Annotated in this window: 15 protein-coding genes and 1 pseudogene; 9 read left to right on the forward strand and 7 right to left on the reverse strand. The window is 66.1% G+C overall.

What is annotated here, in order from left to right:
• Positions 1-1,439 precede the first annotated feature (1,439 nt).
• Both OG730_RS42225 and OG730_RS42230 read left to right on the forward strand, forming a co-directional pair.
• Complete coding sequence (locus OG730_RS42225) at positions 1,440-1,982, forward strand: helix-turn-helix domain-containing protein (RefSeq protein ID WP_327309651.1); 543 nt, start codon at positions 1,440-1,442, stop codon at positions 1,980-1,982.
• Between the two features lie 45 nt (positions 1,983-2,027).
• A complete protein-coding gene (locus OG730_RS42230) occupies positions 2,028-2,447 on the forward strand; it encodes a hypothetical protein (protein WP_327309652.1) in 420 nt (139 codons plus the stop codon).
• A gap of 202 nt (positions 2,448-2,649) precedes the next feature.
• Here OG730_RS42230 and OG730_RS42235 read toward each other — a convergent pair whose 3' ends face one another.
• From OG730_RS42235 to OG730_RS42250, 4 genes are all read right to left on the reverse strand, one after another.
• Positions 2,650-3,153 (reverse strand): hypothetical protein, encoded by a 504-nt coding sequence (locus tag OG730_RS42235; RefSeq protein WP_327309653.1) that lies wholly within the window; start codon positions 3,151-3,153, stop codon positions 2,650-2,652.
• Positions 3,154-3,449: 296 nt separating this feature from the next.
• Positions 3,450-4,334 (reverse strand): ParA family protein, encoded by an 885-nt coding sequence (locus OG730_RS42240; protein ID WP_327309654.1) that lies wholly within the window; start codon positions 4,332-4,334, stop codon positions 3,450-3,452.
• 3,471 nt (positions 4,335-7,805) lie between these two features.
• On the reverse strand, positions 7,806-9,077 hold the full coding sequence (locus OG730_RS42245; protein WP_327309655.1) for a helix-turn-helix domain-containing protein: 1,272 nt from the start codon (positions 9,075-9,077) through the stop codon (positions 7,806-7,808).
• 779 nt (positions 9,078-9,856) lie between these two features.
• Positions 9,857-10,663, reverse strand: coding sequence for a hypothetical protein (locus tag OG730_RS42250; protein WP_327309656.1), 807 nt, complete (start codon positions 10,661-10,663; stop codon positions 9,857-9,859).
• Positions 10,664-11,325: 662 nt separating this feature from the next.
• Here OG730_RS42250 and OG730_RS42255 point away from each other — a divergent pair.
• Entirely contained in the window at positions 11,326-11,790 is a 465-nt protein-coding gene (locus OG730_RS42255) for a DUF3592 domain-containing protein (protein ID WP_327309657.1), read from the forward strand.
• A gap of 520 nt (positions 11,791-12,310) precedes the next feature.
• Positions 12,311-13,774: pseudogene (locus OG730_RS42260) on the forward strand (nucleotide-binding protein); the annotation flags it as partial.
• Positions 13,775-13,992: 218 nt separating this feature from the next.
• Here the strand turns inward: OG730_RS42260 and OG730_RS42265 are convergent.
• Positions 13,993-14,997, reverse strand: coding sequence for a LuxR C-terminal-related transcriptional regulator (locus OG730_RS42265; RefSeq protein WP_327309658.1), 1,005 nt, complete (start codon positions 14,995-14,997; stop codon positions 13,993-13,995).
• Positions 14,998-15,168: 171 nt separating this feature from the next.
• On the opposite strand from OG730_RS42265, the gene OG730_RS42270 reads away from it, so the two are divergent.
• Together OG730_RS42270 and OG730_RS42275 are read left to right on the forward strand one after the other, a co-directional pair.
• Positions 15,169-15,366, forward strand: a complete 198-nt coding sequence (locus OG730_RS42270) for a hypothetical protein (RefSeq protein ID WP_327309659.1) — start codon at positions 15,169-15,171, stop codon at positions 15,364-15,366.
• Between the two features lie 378 nt (positions 15,367-15,744).
• Positions 15,745-16,656: a helix-turn-helix domain-containing protein gene (locus OG730_RS42275; protein WP_327309660.1), complete on the forward strand. Its 912-nt coding sequence runs from the start codon at positions 15,745-15,747 to the stop codon at positions 16,654-16,656.
• Positions 16,657-16,751: 95 nt separating this feature from the next.
• Here the strand turns inward: OG730_RS42275 and OG730_RS42280 are convergent, their stop codons facing one another.
• Positions 16,752-17,183 (reverse strand): hypothetical protein, encoded by a 432-nt coding sequence (locus OG730_RS42280; RefSeq protein WP_327309661.1) that lies wholly within the window; start codon positions 17,181-17,183, stop codon positions 16,752-16,754.
• A gap of 173 nt (positions 17,184-17,356) precedes the next feature.
• Entirely contained in the window at positions 17,357-18,151 is a 795-nt protein-coding gene (locus OG730_RS42285) for a helix-turn-helix domain-containing protein (protein WP_327309662.1), read from the reverse strand.
• A 526-nt stretch (positions 18,152-18,677) separates the two neighbouring features.
• On the opposite strand from OG730_RS42285, the gene OG730_RS42290 reads away from it, so the two are divergent.
• From OG730_RS42290 to OG730_RS42300, 3 genes are all read left to right on the forward strand, one after another.
• Complete coding sequence (locus tag OG730_RS42290; protein ID WP_327309663.1) at positions 18,678-19,886, forward strand: ATP-grasp domain-containing protein; 1,209 nt, start codon at positions 18,678-18,680, stop codon at positions 19,884-19,886.
• Positions 19,887-20,162: 276 nt separating this feature from the next.
• Positions 20,163-21,107 carry an immunity 49 family protein gene (locus OG730_RS42295; protein WP_327309664.1) on the forward strand — a complete coding sequence of 315 codons (945 nt, stop codon included), beginning with the start codon at positions 20,163-20,165 and terminating at the stop codon, positions 21,105-21,107.
• Between the two features lie 394 nt (positions 21,108-21,501).
• Complete coding sequence (locus OG730_RS42300) at positions 21,502-22,041, forward strand: GNAT family N-acetyltransferase (protein ID WP_327309665.1); 540 nt, start codon at positions 21,502-21,504, stop codon at positions 22,039-22,041.
• Positions 22,042-22,044 lie beyond the last annotated feature (3 nt).

The following is a 22,044-nucleotide window of genomic DNA, read 5'->3' on the forward strand; positions in this document are numbered from 1 at the left end:
CACCACTCCCCACGTCCCGTGGGCAGCGCAGAGGTACCAGTTCTCTTGCAGTTCCTTCCTGCGCTACCAGAGCCGATGGTTCGAGTTGAGCGGCGCCCCGAACGAAGTGGAGACGCTAGGTTCCGCCGGGCGGGAACCGAGTCCCCATGATCTTGTTGGCGCTCCCTTCCTGCGGAATGGGTGACGGACGAACCCTGGTCACAGAGCGCGGCCGAAAGGGCGCGTTCGTGTGTCGGGAGCGGGTTCGAGAATCAGGCTGGTCTTGGTCGTTGGCAACCTGCTAGCCGGTGGATATCCCAGGGGCGCTGCCCCTGGACCCCGCCAGGGGCGAGCGGCCCCTGGACCCGCAGCGCGGGGGCCAGCCCCCGACCCCGTCAGGGGGCGTTGCCCCCTGCACCCCCCGCTGGGGGCCTACTCGCCCCCCAGACCCCCAGCGCCAGGCGCTTTGGCGCCCTGGACCCGCCCCCCATCGCGCCCTGCGCTTACCTCCCTAACGGTCGGACGCGCACCCCTCGGGCGCAGGGCGCCCTCACTGGGCACGATGGCCTGAGTGACTTCCTAGCGCCGCATTCGAGCACTCCTGTTGGACGGCATCGGGGTTTCCCCTCGAAGCCTCGTCAGCCTGGTTGGTTTGTGAGCAAGCTGGAGCTCAGCAGTCCCAAGCGTGGCCGTCGGATGGTTGTTTGGATGATCCTCGAGGGTGAAGGGGCACTGTGAAGGCTGCTGGTTGAGACAGTCGGAGGTGTGCGGCGGGTGTGTCAGGAGCCCTCTTTTATAAGAGGCGCGAAGGATCGCAGGCCTCTGACCTGCAGTTTTATCGAGTGCGAGTGGCTCTCGCCGACACACTCATGGGGGAAAAGTGTTAACGCGCCCAGCACAGATCGGCTATAAATTCGCTTCAGTCGAACTTTTTTGACACGTAGTCGCACGCGAGAAACCTGCAGGTCAGGATTGCCTGGCTGCATTGCGAGCGGGTGCTGAAGCGTCGTCGACACATGGGCATGTGTGCGCTTAGAGGGCACAGAAACTTCGGCTGAGCCGAAGTTTCGGCGCTCGCTGCCTCGTTGAGTTCGGCTGAGCCGAATATTTGGAGCGGGCGACTTCATCTCGCCGACCCGAAGCCTGCGACTGACCGCAAAAGTTCGGCTCAGTCGAACCTTTCGGTAGGCGAAAGTCGACACGCCGCACCGCCTCAAAACTTCGGCTGAGCCGAAGTTTTGAGCTAAGCTCAGGCGCGCTTGAGTAACAAGGAGGTACGAGTGACGCCTGATCCGCCGACGCGTCAACCGCGTCGGCCCGTAGACACCCCCACCGAGCCCTCAAACCGTGGCGACTTCCTTCTAGAGGACGTCATGACAACGCTGGCCATGAAGATGGGGCAGGCCTCAAGTATCACGCCACCCGGGGCAAGGAGGGAGAGCCGGCGGACCCCACGCAAGGTGAAGCAGATCCGCATCGACTACGAGGATCAGCCCACCACTATCCATGACATGGCAGGCGACGAGGGTTACAGCCTCGCCAGCAACTGGTTCACCGCAAAGCTCGCCCAGCTGATCATCGCGAATCGCATCACCCCGTCGCAGGTCGCAGTGTTCCTGTATGTTGCCAGCGGCCAGAAGCGCGGGACGGGGGTCACGTCCTACACCCAGCAGGAGATCACCGATGCTCTCAACGTAGAGGTCAAGAAGCAGCCCGGCGCCAAGGCGATCACACGCCCGACGGTCAACCGGGCGGTCAAGGCACTGTGCAAGTACGGGTGGCTCGAGAGCGCGGGCTACGGTCGGATTCAGCTGAATGTTCGCCTCTGGTTCTCCGGGAACAGTGACGATCAAAGGGATGTGCTGGGGCAGATCGCCGCGAATCATGACAATGACCCGCACGCCTTCCCGTACCGAATCGGTCCTGGTGACCTCACCGGCCAGGAGGCGTTCGACTTCCCAGACCTAGTCACTCGACCAGCGAAACGGGACGTGGCCGGGTGATATCCAACGAAGACGACTACGACGTGATCGAGGAGAAACCGACTGATGGACATCCCCGTCCTCTCCCCGCTCGTGAGCGAACGGATCTGGGCCCTTCCCATCGGCGCGGCTGCTGTCAAGTTCCTCAACTACCTGGTCTACCGCAGTGACTTTGGTGGTGCTATCCCTGTTCCACAGAAGCAGATGGCGATCGAGTACAAGGTCGTTCCCTCGACAGTGAGCGTCATGCTGGACCAGCTCGTGGAGCTGAACATCGTCCTGCGCGCGCCCGGGGGCGTCGGCAAGAAGGGCAATACGTACTGCCTTCACCCGCTCGCCGCCAAGTACGAGAGCATGGAAGCCCTGGAAGCTGGCTGGCACCAGGCCCTTCTCGACATGAGGGCTGGCCGACTCGTCGGTCTAAACCTGCCCGAGTACCAGACGGTCCCGCCGGCTGAGGGCGATCGCAGACTGCGAGTTGCCTAGAACACGAAGAACGCCCCGCCAGGATCTGGCGGGGCGTTCGCGCTTGAGTAACTAGGTAGGCTCCAGTATACGACGTTGCCGAGACTCTGCCCAGAGCTGGCCGCCAACCTTGCCGGTTGGCCGGGGGCCGTGAGGCAAGGTTGACCTAGACCTTGGGCGTGGCGTCAGTGGCCCCTAGCGAGACGTTTGCTGTCGAGGGCCTTCACGCCTGGTCGACAGGCAGCAGTCCCTCGACCTGCAGCTGTACCAGCGCCAATCGAGCAATCTCGCGGGAGACGTTGTACGCCCGCGAGAGCGCCAGATCGTTCGGTACCTGGAAGGTCGGATCTTCACCCATCTGCCGCCGGAGCACGCCAGCCAGCCACATGGCTCCCCCAGGCAGGAACTCATTCAACGCGACCGCGATGAGGATTCCCGGAGTGCCACGAACGCCAGCCTCCGTGGCCATCTCCTTGAGGATGGCCTTGTCCTCCTTGGTTGGCTGCCACCATCGCTGGACAGGGCCGGTTCCCTTGAGGGGCCCCTTGCTGCCGCGTGCGGCGAAGCGGCTGCGGGTGGGGGTAACCCGGGCAGGCATCTTGGCGCGAGCCATGGCGTCAGGGACCTCGTCCGCCACGTGGTCGAGTGCCTGGATCACGACCTCGGTGACATTGAGGTCCTGCTCCTGGCGGTAGTCCTTGAGGCGGTTGGAGACGTCCTGACTCACACGGAAGCCACTCTGCCCGCCAGGCGAGTCCTGGTCCTCCTCACCGGTATCGCCTGAATCAAACATGGGCGCCGGCGTCTGCGGGCGAGTCGCACTAGGAGCGCGCCCGGGGGCCACAGCAGTGGGGCTCTGACCGGGAACAGCAGGGGGTGCTGGAGGCTGGTTGTCCCCCCAGCCCGAGAAGGGGTCGTCAGGCGCCCCTGCGCCCTCCGGTGGTGCGTCGAAGAGGTCCTCCAGTGCCCCCGGGCTGCCCTGCTCCTCGGCGTCCTGCAATCCCACGTTATCTACCTTCGACATCAGGCGGCCTTCCTCAGCTCAGCCGCACGCTGAAAGATCTGTGTCACAAGCACCTCGTAGTCCTCGGCCAGCGGCTGTGCCGAGTCCGGAATTCCCTTCGAGCCGGCCACACGCTCCTGCTCGAGCTCGAAGGCCGTGCGACCACGGTCACGAATGAGGCCGGCCATCGTCGACGAGTGGCCTACCGCCCGCGGAAACACGTACGCGTGCTTGCCCAAGATGCCCTGCGAGCGCTTCACGATCTCCTTGTGGATCTGCGTCGAGTTGCGCGGCGAGAAGCAGTGAGCCACCCCGAGGATCCGCAGCTGCCTGTTGACCTGGACAGCCATCTTGAAGGCCTGACCGAAGTCCTTGAGGCCGTCATCAAGCGACGCAGCGTCGTACTTCACGGGCACCACGGCGAAACGAGCGGCCAGCAGGCACAGCCGAAGGAGGTCAGGGTTCTCCGGCGGGGTGTCGATGAAGACGGCCTTGTATCGGGGAAGTAGCGGGGCGAGGCAAACAGCCATGCGCAGGTAGGCGGCCATGAGGCCTTCATTGCGTGCCACGTCGGTGATAACACCGTTGATCTTCCGCACCTCGGGGCCGCCAACGATGACGTCAAGGTTCTCGCGAACCCCGGTGAGAGGCACCAGAGGAGCCCCCTTGGTCATCGACTCGGCGAAGGCCGCACCCTGATCCCGCTCTCCGAACCCGAGATCCCGGTGCATGTTGCCCTGGCCGTTCACGTCGATGACCAGGCTCGGGAGCCCCATGCGAGCAGTCTTGGCCGCGGCGTTGGCGGTCAGCGTGGTCTTACCCACGCCACCCTTCCCGTTGGCCATCACGAAGACGTTGCCGAACTGGTCGTATTCGATCCCATAGTCGGCGAGGTCGAAGGTCATCGGGCGGGGCTCACTTTCGGAGTCGGCGAGGCCCTGGTGGGCTCTTGCATCTTGGCAGATCGTCATGACGCCAAGCGTGGAGACACGCCGGCAGCCATATCCGATCAGCACGTGAGAGTACACACGCCCCCACCATCCGTCCAGCACAACGGCTGTTGCGAGGACCAGCCATCGTGGACACCGTCGGAGCCTCATGGTTAGTCACAGTCGATCTCCCATGAGTGTCTCCGCGCAGGCAATAACGACTTTCTACCGGCTTGTGCATGGAGTGGCTTACACGTTGACCTGAAGGCAGAGCAGCCGGGTCTGATGCCTGTTGAGAGTCCTAAGTGCCCGCCTACAGGTGCCCCTGTATCTACGCCTTAGGTAATGCGAGTTTCGTCTTAAGCGACAGTGCCTGGGGCAGGGCATGCACACGTTCAACTTGGATGAAACGCGTGGCATCAGCGGGTTCAGGCTTCGTCGACGCCCACTCAGAGACAAGCTGACCACCCTGCATCGCTCCACCTGGATGGGCCGGGATAGTCACATGTTCCCGCGCCAGGAGACATGCCTCTTTGGAGGCAGGATTTTCATCAGGCTCGGACACAAGCAAGTGCGAGCGCTTGTAAGTCGCCTGACAAACACACCTGTAGCCACGTTTCAAGTCTGTCTGATCACCCTCCGAGGCCACAGGCACGCTCACGGTCCTAGGAGCCCGTGGCTTAACCCATGGGGACGCCAATTGGTCAACGGGCTCACAGGCAAGTAGTAGCCCCTGCCTGGAACTGAGTAAGGGTGCACGCCTGTCAAATGAAAGGTAACCGAGCCGCGCACCAGGTGGCAGTGCACGTTTACACTCAGCCGTTACTCTCCCCTTCTTGTCGTGCCCTACTCCAAACTTATGCACTCGTTGACACTCCGGTCTGTCAACACACTGATGTCGACTCAAATCGTCACCCCTCAACGCAACCATGTACCGAGTCATGCTGGCAGAGGTGTGTGGAAGCACTTACACACACATCAAAACACGCTAACACCCCTGCATTTCCTACCGTCTTCTTCAATCGCTGGCCAACAGAAGAGTCGCAACCCGTTGTGCCTGCTGTCTTTGTCGCCTGTGGCATAGCAGGGTGAAATGCTTGAACAACGGAGGTGTCCAAGGAGGTTAAACCTGCACTGTCACGCGTGGATCGGCTTGCGGGGATTCAAGGCTTGACGCATGCCATGGCACAGACGAGCAAGAAGGTTGTCTGGTGGTCTTGGGCCCATGTGGGCGTTCATGACAGGTGAAGCGACGGTCTTACATCAATCCCTCCGTGGGTGACAGTCTGTGTGTCAACACACATGTACAGATGTGTGTTGCTGTGTTTGTTTTGCTGTTTGTTGTCACGTCAAACGATCAACCCTTGGGTACATCATCGCAGGTCAGGCGGCCGTTAGTGCGGTAGCCCTTCCCTCAAGACGTGGCGAGCCTGATCTGTCACACAGCCATGTATGGCACAGTTTTGATCTCCTTCGGCATCGGTCATGCCGAGTTCGCGCGGGCTTCCCTGTCGCCTAGACGGGTGCTTGAGGGGATGAAGAGCCTGAGGTCTGTGGGGTAGGAGCTAGGAGACTGTCTTCGCCTCTCTGTCTCCGAGCTGCTCCTCACACCTACGCTGGAGCAGCTCGGCATTGGAGCGTCCAAGTATGTGTTCGTGGATCTCAAGCAGCCTTGGCACGGAGCAGCGACGGTCTGAACTGATCGATAGGATCCCGTCTCGGCCGCAGAGGGCGCGACGAGAGCGACCATCCCTAACACCGGATCACCCACATCTGGTTGCTGGCATCGACTCACTGTGTGCAGGGTGATCAGTCACGAGCTGCGGACGGTAGTGGCACTGATCGAGGAGTTTCGGTTATTGCGAACGCGAGGTCTCCCCAGCCGTGCAGATGCTGGCAGCTGCCGTGTGGACGATCTCATGCTGTGTGATTCTGAATCACGATCCTTCAGATCATCCTGATCGCGAAGAGAGCTGAGCAGTATCGTCCTCCGCCTAGCCCTGACAAAGCCAGGACCTCATACATGAGGCCGGCGCATCCGTGCAGGTCGGATTGAAGAAGCTCATCGACACGGGTGAGAAGACTGCGGAATGCCCGAGTTGGCTACCCCTGGCCGACTTCCACCTGGCAGCCACCAGGTTCCTTGTGAAATATGTCCACAAAACTAGTTCTGGGATGCTCGTGGTGTGCTGCGGTCCACGACTGGTGGGGCAAATATCGCACTCCTGAATGCGAGGCTGCTTGCTGCCTTGGAGCCAATGCCGTGCATCTCAATGCGCTCTAGTGATGTAGGTCGGCACGGCCACGCTCGATCGGACCCGATCCTGATCGGCGAGGCTTTCCTGGATGATGTGGACTGCGAGGTACTGGCGAGTCGAGGGCACGCACAGCCCAAGCGTGAGGCTCTCGCGCGAACTTGAGGATGGGGCCCACGGCATTCACTGCGGGCGGAGACACAGGTCGCGTTCGCCACATCGGGAATCGAGGCTCCGGGCTGCGCTTAGTGCCAGTCTGTCAACGGTGGTCGGATGTGGTGGCGGAGCAGATCCACGTGAGTCCTTCCACGGTGATGGTGACTCAACTGTGTAAGCAGCCGTTCGCGAGATGCTCGGGTGTTCGCCGGCAGACGGGCTTCCCTGGCCCACCGCTAACTCCTCCCGGGCAAAGTGCTGTGTTGACGTGGCTCTTGTCGGGGCAACCGAGCAGGTGGCCCGGACGACGCGGATCCGGCTGACGACCAAAGCTGAGCATGCAAGCGACGAGTCACGCAGTTGCTTCCGCGGGTGAGCCCTCGGCTGGGCGACCTGGCGGGGAGGGCCGGATGAAGGAGTCTGCAGATCTACGCGTTCACATGGAGTGTGTTCTGGGGCTGCGTGGCCCCAGTGCCTCAGATGTGGGGCAGGTGGGCAGCGCTCGGTTTCGAGACCACTCGTTCTGAAGCTGTGCCTATGGCTGGCCAGCTAGCGGAAGGCTCAGCGGCTGGAGAGCTCAGGCGTTGAAGCCTGACCGGGTGGTGCTCCATACCTTCGGCGCGTCCGGAAGGTCGCGTGTGAAGGCTTCTGTTTCGCGACGGGGGAGTGTGGGCGCGTCGCCAGGCCCGACCGGAGTTCCGACCCGGCGCGTTCCCCCGTGTGGAGCATTCTGGTCGCGCTTAGTGCTCCTCGCCGCTGACCGGCGCGACGAGCGTTCACTCGCTAGTGAACGGCTATATGGCACATAACGGGCGCTCCAGGGCTCAGTAATGACCCTCTGACCTGCATGTTTGCGGAAATCCTCACGAGAGGGCCTATCTCTGAACTGTTGGAGTGATTGGACGTCGGCAGTCGGGTTAGGCCGTCATGTGGGCGCACAGCGGCTTTCGTGATCCAGGAACGCTCATTCTGAGGCCAACAGCGCGGTTCTGGGCGCTCGGAAGCTCAGATCGCACGCGCGCGCCTCTTCTCACCCTCAGCTCGAGGCTGCCCCGCCGGCTTCGTGAAACACCCATCTCCCGTCGGTCGCGACGTACAGACCCTCGATGACCTCACCCGTCGCAGGATCGACAACTATCCCGTCATCGCGCACATGCTCCAGCTGAGCTACACCAGGATGCGTCGGCTCAAGCTCGGACACACGCCGACGCTCTGCAAGGGACGCTTGCTGGCGGGCCCAGCTCAGCCGCTCCAACTCATGCCGGCGACGTCGGCGATCCGCCACACCCTCCGTACCCAGCCGGCCCGCAGCCTCGGCCCAACTGCCGACAGGCGTGGGCGCAGTGCTGGAGGATGCCCCGATTCCGTCTACCGCTGCGGGAGATAGCGCGTAGACCTCTCCTTCGCGCACAACGAGCCCGAACTCCGCCAGCCGCCTGAGCTGTCGGTAGGCGGTGGGGCGTGAGATGGACGCCGTTCCCTGCAGTTCCTGAACGGTCTGCACGCCCTTCTCCGCCAGGGCTGCGAGGATGGCAAGACCGCTTCCTCCCAGACCTCGGTGGGCGAAGGCGTCAAGGTGCATCAACCTGGCCGCCGCTCGGGAGTCGATGTCTGCCTCCGCGGGTGGTGGTATCACCGTTGGACCACTCATGACCCCCCCAGCCTTCGGCCCCTGGGGGGTGGTCCAGGCGTGAGACTTGGTCTGCACGAGCGAAATCAGCATCCAGCGTGCTCCTTCGGTTGCCGAACCGTGGTCGAGCTGGCGCAGCAGGCGGGCGTCTTGGAGTCGCTGGTTGCTGTTTCGGGCGGTGGTCCGGCTGCAGCCCATCCGTTCGGCGAGCTCGCGTTCTGAAACGGTGTGATCCCAGCCTCCGGATCGTGTGCAGATCTCCATTCGTGCGATCAGGTTCCGGAGGTCGGTCTTGCCGGCGATGCCCTTCCAGGGGGTGCGCTCGACCCGGGCCCTGAAGGCGGCGAGGGAGCCGTGGAAATCCTGGCGGGTGCAGATGCGGTCGGTGGCCTGTACGTGCTCTCTTGCGCCGTCCCAAGCCCTGCGCACCCACTCCGCAGCCCTGTCGTAGCCGCGGCGGTGCTGGATGCTGCGGGCGTGGTGGCCGGCCTTGTAGGGGCCGTCGACGAGGACCTGGACGAAGGAGGCGCGATCCCATCCGACGCGCACGGCGTCGGCTGCCAGCGCTCGGGTTACGGCCCATGCGTGGTCGGACGACGCTGTGTTCTTGCCGCCGCGTTGGCGGTTGTTGGGGGAGTAGGCAGATTCCTGGTCACCGTGGACCAGGAGCTTGTGCATGCGCGGGGAGAGCGCCGGGAGGGAAGCCAGGAAGCCGGTACGTGCCTGGGAGTTGGGCAGGGAGCGGGCGGCGGAGTCTCGCCCCTGCACTGGATCCCGGCGGGTGTGTACACCCCGCAGCATGGTGCCCTGGCGGCTGAGGCTCGGCCGTCGGCTACTCGTGCCTCTCTGGGGCTGTCCCGTGCCGTCGGCCGTGAAGGTGGTCAAGACGAACTCCTGACGCGCGGGGTCGCGGAAAGGAGAGCCCGGTGGTGTCCGCTGCGGTGCTTGATGACCCGGACAGCGAAGCGTGTCGCGCGCGCCGAAGCCCGATCGGGGTGGGCCAAGTCTAGACAAATGGGCAAGGGTGAGTGACAAGCGGCAGCGGTCTGCTGCATCATGAGGGCGATCCGTTCCCCGTGCTGATGGAACGTCGAAGCCCCATTGCAGGGGCTCCGTGCTCCGAGGTTGGAGTGATTTCGCCCGGGCGCTCTTCTGGGAGTGACCGGGACTCGTTCGACTGGCAGGTCGAGCGATGACGAGGGGCCTGCTGGTGCGGTGCTCGAACACCGCACCAGGCCCACGGCCGCCGGGCCGTAGTGGCGTTGCGAGCCAGCGGCCGGCGGGGGAGTGCTACGTCATCGGTCCCTCCGTACTGGGTGAAGCCGGTCGAGGGCTGCGCATTTCTGGTTCGTGCGCCGTATCCGTTCGCTGGTCGGTGTGGGCATGTCCGCGGCCGAGGGCGGGACGTCCTGTGCTGACTGGCCCCCTGTCCGAAGGCCTCTTCTGGCGGGGCCTACTCATGCGGCGTGACTGGGTATGGCCGAGTGTCGTGTGAGGACGACCGATGAGTCGGTGGCCGCACGGACGGTGTTGTGCATGAGTCGGCCGTAGGCCACGAGGTGGGCACCGTGCGAGTGCTCAGGGGCGAGGATGCTGACAGACGCCACGACGCCAGGCTCGGCGCCGGGAATGGCGGGAGCGCCGGGAAGCCGCCTCAGGGGCACGGAGACGAGAGACCAGCCAGGTATGGCCGCGGGGGAGTGCGCGACCTGCATGTATCGGATCCGGCGGAGGTCCTCGCGGACCGGACTGTCACTCGATACCAGATTGGCCAACATCACCAGGCCGGGTGCGTCCAGGTCGAGCGGCGCCTGGCGCAGCTCGTCGACCGCCCCGGGGGCGAGTGCGAGCTCGCGGCGGAAGGCGAGGCTCGTCGCGCCAGCAGCGCCGATGCAGAGCCGCTCGCCGGTGAGGGGGGCGTAGGTGTGAAGGAGCACAACCTGGTTGGTGCGGTGGTGCAGGCCATCGAGGAGTCGCTGAGCGTCCAGCAGGGGCGTTGCGCTCGGGTGGAGCAGGCCGGACGCCCTGGACATCACGGCGGTGGTCTGGCACAGCTCGTAGTAGCCGCGGCGCGTTCGCGTGGCCAGGCCAGCGTCGACGAGCTGTTCGAGGCGGCGGCGCACCGCTTCGTCGCGCATCCCGGTGCGCGCGGCGATGGTGCTGAACTTGTGGGCGCCGGGGCCGAGGTTCAAGAGGGCAGTGAGGACTGCGAACTTGCGGTCCCGGATCGCGCGTGCGCCGGTGGTGTCGGTGCTGGTGTCCACTGGTCCTCCCGGGTGGTGCCGAATCAGCACGTCAGCCGGGGCAGTTGGTGCTGGTGGTCTCTCGCATGATCTCTACCGGGCGTACCGGGCATTGGCCAGGAAACGGCTCTTCCAGGAAGAGGCTCTTCCTGTAACCCTTCGTGACCAGGGGTGAGTAGCACGGGTAGAAGCAATCAGTATTGGCCCAAATGTCAGTGCGTTCCGTAGTGTTGTGCGCACAAAAGCTCCACGTCTCGAATCCGCGATTTATCGATAGATCGTCGTGAACCGAGAGGTCCGAGCCTTCGCAGAATGCACGCATCGCGAGGTGCAAGCAGCGTGATCCCGGCATATCGGGTGTCTCGTCGAGTGGGCAGGCTCAGGTGCACAGGGCCGCGATCCCTGGCCACGGGACACCAGGCCCTGTCGCGCATCCGGGAACGGGACACCACCGACAGGCACCTTCAGGGCGCGACAGCCAGGAAATTCCGCCAGAGACGCGGATGGAGGCGGCTACGGTGAGCAGCCGATCCGCCTTCCTGGCTTCGCCAAGCTGTCCGGGCCCTTGACCCTCACTCGGGAGGACCGTTCGAGCGGGCCGTGGCTGTACACGTGTCTGTCGTGAGGTCGGGCACCTGGTCCACTGGCTGGTGCACCTCGGTTCCAGATTGGAGAAGACCCGTATGTCCCCGTCCCACGTCCTCTGGCTGTTCGCGCTGCTCTTCACTCCTGCGGGAGCCGTCGTCGGCGGCGTCGCATGCCGCAACGCTCTCCAGGCCCGGCGGCTGCTTCGCCACGGCACGATTGCACAGGGCACGGTCACTCGGCTGGAGCGGACCCAGATCGCTCCCGGCTCGGACAACAACGGCACCACCAGGACCTTCGGAACGACCGTCTACTACCCGGTCGTCGCCTGGGCTACGGCGGACGGGCGCATCATGGAGAGCCGAGCACGTATCGCTCGGCCGGCGGGCAAGGTCCGTCCCGTCGGGGCACGTATCGACATCCGCTATGACCCGGCAGATCCGACCCACTGGACACTCCCAGCTGACGGCAGCGCCTTCTGGTGGCTCTTCGTCGCCATGGGCGCGCTCTTCAGCATGGTGGGATTGGGGTTCCTCCTCGGGGCCTTGTCCTACGGTGCCTGAGTGAGGGACCGACCTGGCCGCGCTCTGCCCCAGCCGCGTGATCTTCCGCACTGCCGCGTCGGTAGGCACAGCCAGCCGGGGAGAGGAGTGGAGCGGCCTCTCTCGGGCCTGTGGCGGACCAGCGACGTCGCACAGCGGGACGGGGAGAGAGGTCCCGTCCCATCGGACGGGATCCCGGCGTACAGCCCGACCTTGTGCGCGAACGGTCAGGCAAGGTGGACCCCCAACGTCGATCGCGAGCGGCCAGGCGACGGCTAGCGCTGGCGGCCGGCGTTCCGTCCGACAACCTGCGGATGCGCAGGATCACGAGCCGTCGATCCCGAGTCCGCGGCTACTGGAGCCATCCCCAGCCGTGGGTGAAGAGAGGTCAGGAAGTATGCGCAGCACTCCAGCAGGTGAGGCGTCAGGCCTGGCCGGGACGCTGACCCTCTCGTCACCCGACGGGGCAGACGAGGCCGCACTCGAAGTCGGTCCGTTCCAGGCGACCTACACACCCCCCGACTGGTACACCGAATCCGGCCCGATGAGCAGCCCGCCGCCAGTGCCGGCGGTGAGTGAAACCCCTCTCAGGCTCCACCACACAGCACAGACACCCGGGATGGCCCGAGGGGCGGCGGAAGCACCCTCCGGAACCCCTCATTTCCAGAACGAGTCTGCGGGCGCTCCGGCTGCCGTGCCGCCCCTGCAAGCCCCTCAGCACCCGGCCCCCGCCGGCCCGCCGCTGATGTCGCCGGGCGCAGGCGCTCCGCAGCCGCCGTACTACAGCGAGCCGGCACCCCGCCCTGAGCAACCTCAGCACGCCGTCCCGGGGCCGTACCACCCGACAGGGCACGCGAACCCGGGGCCGCCGCAGGCTGCGTACGCACCACACCGGCCGTATCCCCCCGTGCCCCGAGCGCAGGCCGCGCCCGCAGAGCGAGTACCCCAGGAACTGGGCTACTCAGCCTCTACCGAGCTGTCGTCCGATCGACTTCTCCGGCCGGGAGCCACCGCCAAGGCGCGCAGCGCCAGACCGGGAACACGCACGCGATTCAGGATCGGCGCAGGGAGACCGGACGCCGATCTGCAGCACAAGCTCGCCCTCATCCAGACGCCCGTCCACACGTGCTACCGGATCGCCGTGATCAGCCTCAAGGGCGGGGTGGGTAAGACGACGGTCACCACAGTCCTGGGATCCACGCTCGCGAGCGAGCGCCGGGACAAAGTGCTCGCCATCGACGCGAATCCGGACGCCGGCACGCTCGGCCGACGTGTACGCCGGGAGACGCGAGCCACGATCCGCGACCTGGTACAGGCGATTCCCACCCTCCACACGTACATGGACATCAGGCCCTTCACCTCGCAGACTCCGTCAGGGCTGGAGATCATCGCCAATGACGTCGATCCGGCGGTCTCCACGACGTTCAACGATGAGGACTACCGCAGGGCCATCGACGTCTTGGGCCACCAGTACCCGATCATCCTGACCGACTCGGGCACCGGCCTCCTCTACAGCGCGATGCGGGGCGTTCTCGACTTGGCCGACCAGCTCATCGTGGTCGCCACTCCCTCCGTGGACGGTGCCTCGAGCGCCAGCACGACCCTGGACTGGCTCAGCGCCCACGGCTACGGGGACCTGGTGCGCCGCAGCCTCACCGTCGTGTCGGGGGTGCGGGAGAAGGGCAGGATGGTCAAGGTCGAGGACATCGTGGCCCACTTCAGCGCCCGCTGCCGCGGGGTGGTCTCCGTGCCCTTCGACGAACACCTGGCCACGGGCAGTGAGGTGGACCTGGACATGATCCGGCCCAAGGTCCGAGAGGCGTACTTCGATCTCACCGCGCTCGTTGCGGAGGGCTTCGCCAGCAGACGCACTGCGCCTTCGCACGCAGTGCCCTCCTCAGCGCAGTCTCACGGCCTCGGCGCCTATCCGGCCCAGGGCGGGTACGGTCCCCCGGGAGCCCCCAGCGGAGTGCCGCTGGGCCCTTCAGGGGAGCGTCCGCGACAGGGCTGGTAGACAGGGCCAACGGACCGCCGTCTCGCATTACCGCAGCTGCGGGGGCCAGCCGCGCTCGGGCTGCGATGCGCGGTGGCCATCGGGGCGCGTGGCGCTGGCCGAGGGCTGGTGCCTCTTCCGCCGGTGGGGGGTGTGGCAGGGCGGCGGGCCGGAAGCCTGCCAAGCCGGCTCATCGCCGTCCGGTAGGGCTAACCAAGACCGGCGATCCCCTATGGCAGCAGTCGTTCGGGGGACGTCGCCCACCAATGGGTGACCTGGGCCACAGAGTTCATGCCCAAGGCTTCGCGCAGTGTCGAGACATGGGAGGTCACGGTGCGTTCGCTGTACCCGAGGAGCTGGCCGATGGTGGCGTAGCTCTTGCCCGCAACGATGCCCCGCAGGATCGTCCTCTGTACCTTTGTCGTCTTCGTGTCTTCCTCGGGCCCGGCGGCGCCTTCGCCCTCCTCCGGCACCCATGGATCGGCTCGCTCCCACTGCTGATGAAAGTGAGCTGCGAGAAGGGCGCACACGCCGCGGTCTTGCGTGTACCAGGCGGCCGTCTCCATCTGGACTGCGCCGTCCTCCCCGTAGACCTCGAAGAATGCGTGCTTCCGGTCCACGATGATCAACCGCAGGAAGTCTTCGCCGAGGGTGCGGACCTGGGCGCCGGCGTGTGTCATGACCGCCACCCAATCCCGCTGGGTCGAGTTGGAGCGTCCGCTCGTCCTGTAGATCGTCCGCACCGTCACCCCGCGTTGAGCTGCCTGCAGGTCCCGCGGAAGGGCGCCCTTGAGCACTCGGGGCTTCCGGTAGCCCGGCTGTGAGGTGAGGATCTCGAACTCGGCACCCTGGATGGTGCGGATGGTCTCGGCGTTGACATCCGGAATGGAGTTCAGAAGTAGGGTGCCGACCGGGCCGGGGCTGTGGTTGAACCGCTCCTGCTCGGCTTCGAGCTCGCGCACGTGGGCGGGAATGCCGGCCAGCGCGTCTCGCGCCTCGGTCAATACATTGAGGACGGCCGTGGTCAGCTGTGTCTGCAGGTACCCCGGGTGCGCAGGGACGTATGTGCCTGTCTGGTGGGTGTTGGGGAGCAGGACCGCGCGCTCGAGGAGCGACGCGAGGCCTGGTTCGTTGGCGGGCAGTTCTTCTCCCTGCAAGGCCTTCCGATAGGTGTGAAGTTCCGTCTCGGTCAGCCGGGACGTGTCGGGCGTGATCGATATTTCCCGTTCTGACATGAGTTGCGTCTTCCTCTTCCTGAACTGCGGGTGCACGCAGTATCCCGAACCTTGATCGCGTTCAACACTCAATACAGGCTGGACCGTGTGCCACAGGACCCGTGGTGCACAGATGGGCGCTGCCGCCCACGGTTCCGTGGGGGCGGACCGACTGAGGAAGGACTCATCACCTTGATTTCCAGCAACATCCGGTCAACGGGCACTGCTGCGCTGCTCGCGCTCCTGGCCGTCGTCGGACTCGGCGCCGTCGCGGCCACTGGCTCGGCCGACACGAACTGGGGCGTCGCAGCTGAGGGGGAGGTGGCAGTGCAGGCTCCCGTGCCGCCGGCGCCACCGCAGATCCATCCGCGGGACTCCGACTGGGGGTAAGCCGCCCTGCGTTCACGCGCAGAGCACCCGGCACTGCGGTACTCCGCCGGGCCGGGTGCTCGGCCGCGTTGCGTTAGTCCGCCGAAGCCCAGGAATAGGGAAACTCGTCACGCCGATTCGCTATTCCGGGATCATTCACTGGCCTACCGCATTTTTGTGTTGCCCGCTTTCGCGACTGAGGGAAGATTCCAACCTCGGCGGGATTGAGAAAATTCAATCCGATACTTCCCCGAGGGGGTCGGGAAAGGGAATACTTGCTTGCATTTTTGTCGTGAGCATGGACATAGTGAGGCCCCCGTGCTGTCGAGAGAGGGGCAGGCTGACACGCCAGTGTGGGGAAAGTTGTCTGATGAGCCGCTACGCCGAGGGGGAAGCGCCTTGAACGCCGGGACGAAGACCGGGGCACCTGCAGTGGACGACGACCTTGCCGCGGAAATGCGGGCCCAGCGCCTGCGAAACCTGATCGTGGGCCGGCGCGAGTTCCTCAACCTCCGTCAGGAGGAAGTAGCTGACCGCCTCGAAATGAGTGCGCGAAACTACGGAAACTGGGAGCGCGGAGTCGTCAAGGAATGGACTGACGACAAGCTCTTCCAGCTGGCGGAAGCACTGGAGATGACCGAGTTCCAGACCGTCCGCCTGTTCCTCATCGCGGTCGACCGGCTTCCCGATACGCGCCCGATAGGCGGGCGCGGATGCGTGGAAGGCCCGTCACTGGACGCGTTCCTCTACGACTACGCAGCAATGATGGAAGCCCTTTCCCTGCCGACGTTCCTCATCGACCACCGCTGGGAAATCAAGTCGGCCAATGCCGCGTACCGAGAGCTCTTCCGCGGCATGGGCCACCACCCATCGGCAATGCCGTCCAGCAACTTCCTGCGGTTCGGACTCTTCCACCCGGACGCGCCCGCCATCCTTGTGGACTACCGCAACTGGCAGCTGTCGATGCTGGCCCAGCTCGCCACCAGCCTGGAGCGCTACGACCAGGACATCAACCTGAGGCGCCTTCGACGTGACGTCCACCTGGACCCCGCACTGCGTGAGGCCTACCTCGACGACATGCAGACCTGGGTGCTCGGCGCCGGCGCCGACCTCGTCCACCACGAGGGAACAGCCAGGATCATTCGCCACCCCGACCCGGTCATCGGGCTGCAGAGCTGCCGTCTCGTGGAGGAGACGCCCCGCGCGTTGCAGGCACGCGGCCTGGCGAGGATCACGCTCGTGCTCACCGAGCTGGACACAGAAGGTGCGGCCGAGTTGATGGGCCCCAGGCATGCACCCTGCGGGGTCTAGGAAGAGCAGGTAGGAACACCCGCGCGGCGGCCGCCGCGTTCCACCGCAGCCTGGATATACGAGCCCCAGGCACGCTCACCCTCGCAAGAGGCGCGTCATTCCTTGCCGTGGTCCGGCCGCTGAATCCTGAACTCGATGTACCGATCCCCCGAGTCGGTGGTGCACACGGTCTCGTCGAAGGGGATGCCTTCCATCTCCAGCCGGGCGCGGGTCAGGGTGGCGATGCTCGTCTTCCCGCTGTTGATCGTTCCGAAGAGGACGGACTCGTGGTCGAACGCCTCTGCAGGCTCCTCGGCCGCGGTCTTCGGCGTGCCGCGCCAGCCGACCATGCTCACGACCCTCGCCCAGGGAGGGGGCGTGGTCCAGCGCGAGAAGTCGTCCTGTGGCGCTGGGGCAGTCAGGCCGGTGCGGCGGCCTTCGCGTGCGAGCTGGTCGACCAGGGCTTCGACGCTGATCCCGCGCCGGTCAGCCTCGGCCTCCAGCAGGTGGCGTGCGCCCTCCAGCGCGCCAGGCGGGTCGTTCGACATGGCAGCGTCTCCAGTGAGTTGTTGGCCTCGAGCCATGATTCAGAGGAATCATCGGAAGGGTGCTCCCGCCGCCGCAGGGTCTCCGCGGGGGGGACCGGGACCGCAGAGGCGAGCTCGAACCGTGGCGGGGGAGGGGACACCGCGGCCGTCAGTGCGCCGGGCACCGGGCCCGGTCAGGCACTCATACGCATGGCACCGCTGGCCAGCTCGCAGCGGGCACTCAGACGGGCCGCGCAGGCAAGGGCAGCCGCGGCGTATTCCCGCCGGTTCCTCTCCATCTGGGGGCGCAGTCCCATCACGACGAGCGAGCCGTAGACCGTCGACCCGCGCCACAGCGGGACGCCGATCATCTTCCAGTCCGGCAGGGGAGACTCGGTCATCACATAGCCCTCGGACCTGATCTCACGCATGAGGTGCCCTCGCGGGGCTCCGTCCAGGTGAGAGAGGATCGCCAGGCCCGCCGCGTCGTCCGTCAACGGCGAGTACCGCAGGGCCACCTTGGCATCGACATCGGTGTGGTTGAAGGCCGCCTGGAAGTCGCTGCGCCGTCCGTAGGTGTGGTTCACCATCAGCCGGCCCGGCGTGTCGTCGACCATCACTGCGCTGAACGCCATGGCGACCTGGGCAGTCTGCCGCTGCAGCACGGTGGTCTCGCGGTCCAGGGCGCTGTCGTGAGCCAGGTTGAGGTGGACGCTGGCGTCGGGGCGGTGGTTGGCGACGTCGGTTGCCACTCCGTACCGACCAGGCGCCCGGTAGATCAGGTGCTTGGCCGCGACGCCGGCGCGCAGAATGCGGTGCACGGTGGACTTCGTGACCCTCGACTCGTCGATGATCCGGCGCAGCGGGTGCAGGCCCGGCCCCATGCTGTTCAGGGTCTGCAGGACGTGGAAAACCCGCCCGTGAGCCGTCATCCCGTCGTCCGCGCTACCGGCGACGTCGGCTGTGTCGAGAAAGCCGGAGTCGATCACTGACGTTCCTCCCCGTTGACGTTGCCAGGGCTTGTTCCCGTCTCACGGGCCCCGACAGGCACATCTCTACCGGTCAAGGTCGAGTTTGTGGAGGAACCGCCCTTTCCTGGAAGCACCTCTTCCTGTCAGACGCCAACCGCACCATGGAGAAGCGATGTTCAGCCCGACGGACTGCAAAAGTGCAGGTCAGATAGCCGGGCCCGCCTGCCGGTCCCCTCGCTGACCCCTGACGGTTGCCACACTCGACCGCCGAGGGCAAGGAGCGGCCCGTCCCGCGGACTGATACCTCAGTGGCGTGCTGACCTGCGGAAATGAGAAGTCTTCCCATCTCGTGGACCGTATCCCGCCAGCGGCCACCACCAATTCAGGTTCCGTCCCGCTGGATGACACCCTGCCACCGAAGGTGACCACGTCCAGGGACCACGCGCTCCCGCCCGTTGCCGCCCTCCGCCCCCGACGGAGACAGTGATCAACACCCGGTCACATCGCTGACCGCACACTTTGCCGATCACACTGGAGCGTCTCCGTGAACACCGACACGGCTCGCCGCGAGGACCCGCGCACGCCAGGGCACCTCCTCGTCCTCGGCAGCGGGCCGCAGGCGGAATGGGAGGCCGCCCTCAAGCGCCTGGCGGAGGCCACCCCGCTGCTACTCATCGACGACACACCCGCGACCTGGCAGCGGCACTATGCGTCCGCGACCCGGGTCGCCAACACGCTCAAGCCCGAGCAGGTCGAGCAGGCCGCCCGCTGGCTCGCCATCAAACACACCATCACCGCGGTGCTCCACTTCCACCCGGCGCATATACGAGCGGCCGCCGCTGTCCGGGCAAGTCTCGGGCTGCCCGGGCCCAACGCAGGCGTCCTGGCAGCCACCAGCCTGCGCCACCGCACCCTCGAACTACTGAACCGCGCGGGAACCCTCAACAGCGGCGGCATCCACGCCGACTCCTTCGACCAGGCCCTCGAAGCCGCCCACACCGTCGGCTTCCCCCTGGTGTGCAAGCCGGCGGCACCGCGACGACGTTTCGCCGCACGAGTCGTCGAAAGTGCCACTGAGCTGGCCGAAGCCTTCTCCGCCGCGACGGCGGCCTCGTGGCCCGGGGCCGGCACCATCGTCGAACCAAGGCTCGACGGCATCGAAGCCACCGCATACACCCTGGACTCCCGCCTCGTGGCCATCTCCCATGCCACCTTCGACCCCGAAGCAGAGCCGAGCCTGATGCCCCTCGAAGTCGTCGTAGATGCCGACGATGTCTGCGCCGCCGCCATCGAGAGCACTGTCGCCCGAGCCCTGGAGGTAACCGGCCACCGGCAGGGCATCGCGCAGATCCGCCTCCGGATCACCCCCACCGGCCCCCGCGTCCTCAGCCTCACCACCCATTTGACCGACCCGCTCGTCGCCACACTCATCGAACAGGTCACCGGCATCGACCTCATCGCTGCCTCCGGCCGGCACGCACGGGGTCTGCCGGTCGAGGCCGAAGCCACCCCACTGGGTGCGGCCGCCATCCGCTACGTCCAGGGAACCGCCGCCAGCCGCCTTAGCTCCACCCCGGCCACGCGTTCCACCATCACGCCCTACGCGCGCCTCGACCGGTACAACGCCGACAGCCGCACAGGTCCCCTACCCCGACGTGGCCACCTCCTCGTATCCGGCACCGACTTCCCTCAGTGCATCGCCAGGCTGCGCAACGCCGTGGCCGAGATGCAGACCCTGCCCGCCACCACCTGACCCAGGAGTCCCAGATGTGCTCAAGGGCCCTCTTCACCGCCGAACTGCCCAACGCCCCAGGCCTCCGCCAAGGAACAGGCCGGACCCCCACGGCCACCGCTCCTCCCCGGTCGGCAGCCCGGCCGACAACCCCCGCCGCGATCGAGCTGCCGGTGCCGGTGTGACGCATAGCCCTCTTCGCCTACCCGCAGACGGCAAGGCACCCTGTCAGCCCCCACCGGTAGCGTGCAGAGCCTCAACCGGCTTGATCGAGAAGGGACAGCGGTAGTGCACGAAGTGGCCTCTCATGAGGTGGACGCCCAGCAGATGGCCCAGGCGCTCGAGGACATCAAGCGGCGGACCTTCGGACGCTGGCACACCATGCAGTACGGGGGCATACGCCTGGACGACCTGGGGGCGATGCGCGACGAACTTCTCGACCACGCCGCCGCCCAGCTCGCCAGCGCCTCCGAGCCCGGCACGCCCCTGTTCGAGGTGCTGCGCACCGCCGCGGAATGCGCCCTCGGGCTGCTCAGCGTGGGCTGCTTCCCCGATGGTGACCAGGAGATCCGCTTCCCGTTCATCGACGAGCAGATCAGCAGCGAAGACACGGCCTTCAGCGATCTCATCACCGAGGCCCCCACGGCAACTCACTGGGTGGAGACCTTCGAGCTCTGCCTGATCAGCGGCCTGGTCTGGGAATGGAGGCGGGTCATCGGCCCCCTGCTGCGAGAGGACTACGCACCAGCAATCCGCAGCGGCGTGCCGTACTCGCCGTTCAACTCGGTCTCCCAGCCAGCAGACCTAGCCCAGATGGACGCCCTGGCCCGGTACCTGACCCTCTCGCCGGGGCACCGCCCCAGCGACTGGCCGACGGTCGCCCTCTGCATGCCGGACGCGGATGAGCGAGCCGAGGCAGGCCTGCGGCTGGATGCGGCAGGCCCCCTCTCGCCCGACCAGAGCCTGCTCCGGTGCCTCCTCAACGATGACCAACCTGCCTTCGAGGAGGCGCTGGCCACCCGCCTCAACGAGCACCGTGACGGCCTCGGCGATGCCCCCGCCCCCAGGACGATGCTGCCCCTCGCTCCCCTCGCCCTCGCCGCCCTCGCAGTCCAGGTCCACGGCTGGCAGCTGGACGTCCACTCCGCCTATCTGCCCCAGGTGTTGCTGGGATCCACAGACGCACTGCCCCGAGCGGCCGCCGCCGGCGAGAACAACCTCGGAGGCTGGGCCGCACGCTGACCGACACCCCCAACTGCAACGATCCGAACGTCGAGCCCCGGAGCATCCCCGCCCACAGGCAGAGAGGCCCCGGGGCTCTGCGTGCTGGCAGACGATCGCGCCAACTCGATCCGGCAGGCACACCCCACCACTACCGCCCCTTGCCCGGACCACCGCACGCCCAGGCGACCCCCTCTCGAAAGGCCCACCCGCACCGCACGACCTGAGCGCACCAGACCTCGGCCCCTGACTCACCGCCCGTCTCCCGGCAGCGTCCCGTCACAAGGCACGCAGGACCAAGTCCGTGTGCCGGACCCCGGGCAGTAGCCCCGGCGCCGGCCCGAGGCTGCCACCCCCGTCCGGCAACGTGTGCACAGCCACCCCCTGCCCCCCGACACACGAGCCGAGGACAACCGTGCCCACCCGCGCCCTCTACGCCGCCGAGCCCATCGCGCCGCAAACCGTGCCCTGGAGCTACGAGCACGCCGCAACCGAGACGATCACGAGACCCGCCACACTCGCCGATTACGATGCCGTCAACCAGCTCCACGACCGCAGCTCCCTGGCATCGCGCTTCGCCCGGTACCAGAGCGCCCGCCGGGACCTTCGCTTCGCCGAGTGGAGCCACCTCACCAATCCGGACCGGGCCAGCTCATGGGTCTCCCACCCGCGGCACGACCCCCAGGACATCGTGGCCACGATGAACCTGGTCCGCACCACGGACGCCAGCACGGCCGAGCTCGGCCTTCTCATCGAAGACGGCTGGCAGGGGCGGGGGCTCGGAACCGCACTCGCAGCCCAGGCACGCGCGGCAGCCCGGAACCTAGGGTGCTCCTCCCTGGTCGTCATGACGGGTGCGGACAACGTCCGGATGCTCAAGATCATGCGCGGGCTCGGAGCCACACCCGCCCGCACCGGGGGCACAACCCTCGACTTCTCCCTCTCGGTGGCGTGAGCC

The organism is Streptomyces sp. NBC_01298, assembly GCF_035978755.1.
Classification (GTDB): domain Bacteria; phylum Actinomycetota; class Actinomycetes; order Streptomycetales; family Streptomycetaceae; genus Streptomyces.